Here is a 1,799-nt window from a genome sequence, read left to right as displayed (position 1 = left end):
TGACCTGCTCATATCCATTAACTGAAAACATGCCAACTATCAAGAACGATAAAATCGTTGATTTAAGAACTGTTTTTTGTGTTTTCATCATGTTGTTTATTTTACAATTTAAATATTTCTTTATTTAGGGTTGTACCAAATAGGACTGGTATACGCACGCTCTTGATGCTGCATTTTTGTACCTTCTGGCATTTCTACATTAAATTTCTTTGCATCATAGGCAGTCCATCGAGGCGTAGGAATTTCCAATACCCGAACGTAGTAAAATGCCTTTTGATTCATTGCATATTTCTTCTCTATGAGTTATAAATTTTTGATTTTCGAGTATAACTCAGGGTATAACAATAAAAGTAGTCGCAACAGCGCGTTCATACAATGAACGAAAGTGGAAGAAAAGTAGACATATAGAAGTAAATATTATGGAAAGCGTCTAAAGTGTCTTGAATGAGTTAAAAACCTTCTGGATTATTTATTGAAAATTGTTGCTCAATCCCAATAGAACCGTTACCGGTAACTTATATCCATTTTGAATAGCTAGTTTCTGATTCTTAGGAGTTTTGATCAATTGTAAACTGAACATTTTATATGTATTTTCGAATTAAACCTAAATTTCAACCATTAAAAAAGCTATGGAGTCTGATGTAAAAGAAATCAAAACCCATCATACATTTTGCAGAATTTGTGAGGCATTATGCGGTCTTGAGGTACAAACGCAAAACAATCAGGTAATTACTATCAAGCCTAATGAAAATCATGTTGCGACTGAAGGATTTTCTTGTGTAAAGGGCTTATACCAGCATGAAATGTATCAATCACCTGATCGGTTAAAGTATCCTTTAAAACGTCAAAAAGATGGTACTTATACGCGAGTTTCATGGCCTCAGGCGATTCGAGAAATAGGAGATAAAGTAAAACAATTACATAAAGAGGAAGGCGCAGACGCTATAGGCATGTATGTTGGAACAGCAGCTGGTTTTAGTGTATTACATCCTGTTTTTGCTCAGGGTTTCATGACTGGATTAGGTTCTAAAAGCATGTATAGTTCATCTACACAGGATTGTTCTAATAAATTTGCAGTTTCAAAACTAATTTATGGGTTTCCATTCACACTTCCTTTTCCAGATTTAGATCATATCAATTGCCTTATCATCGTTGGAGCAAATCCAGTTATCTCAAAATGGAGTTTTTTACAGGTGCCAAATCCTGGTAAAAAATTAAAAAAGCTCGAAAACAGAGGGGGTAAATTATATATCATAGACCCTAGAAAAACTGAAACAGCAAAGGTTGTTGGAAATCATTTATTTATTCGTCCTTCAACTGACGTGTTTTTTTACCTTTCTTTTCTCCATGAACTCATCAATCAAAATGGCGTTGACTATAAATTTGTTGAAGATCATACAGTCGGAATAAAAGACATAAAAGATTTAGTCAAAGATTGGTCTCCGGAAAAAACAGAAGAAGTTACCCGAATAAGAGCTATAGATTTAAAAGAAATGGTTCTCAAATATATTCAGGCAGATGGGGCAGCATTATACTGCTCCACCGGAGTGAATATGGGAGGTTATGGATCTTTGGCATTTTGGCTGCAAGAAGTAATAAATGCTATTTCTGGAAATTTAGATAAGAAAGGAGGAACCTTAGTAGGAAAAGGAGTGATGGATTTTATAAAATTTGGTGTTAAAAATGGCATCCTAATGCGCACGGATAAAAGTAGGGTTGGAGGCCTGACTTCTGTAAATGACTCCTTTCCTGGTGGTTTATTGGCGGATGAAATTCTAACTCCAGGCAAAGGACAATTG

The 1,799-nt window shown here is 34.9% G+C and carries 2 protein-coding genes; one reads left to right on the top strand and one right to left on the bottom strand.

The features are described from left to right. Nucleotides 1-120: 120 nt before the first annotated feature. Nucleotides 121-282, bottom strand: a complete 162-nt coding sequence (locus WBV75_RS13670; protein ID WP_424121141.1) for a DUF3604 domain-containing protein — start codon at nt 280-282, stop codon at nt 121-123. 347 nt (nt 283-629) lie between these two features. On the opposite strand from WBV75_RS13670, the gene WBV75_RS13665 reads away from it, so the two are divergent. After that, nucleotides 630-1,799, top strand: a 1,170-nt coding sequence (locus WBV75_RS13665; RefSeq protein ID WP_424121140.1) for a molybdopterin-dependent oxidoreductase, incomplete at its 3' end; no start/stop codon positions are given.

Source organism: Robiginitalea sp. (assembly GCF_049588695.1).
Classification (GTDB): Bacteria; Bacteroidota; Bacteroidia; order Flavobacteriales; family Flavobacteriaceae; genus Robiginitalea.
Note: the sequence above shows the minus strand (reverse complement) of the source record. Positions and strands in the feature narration are given on the sequence as shown.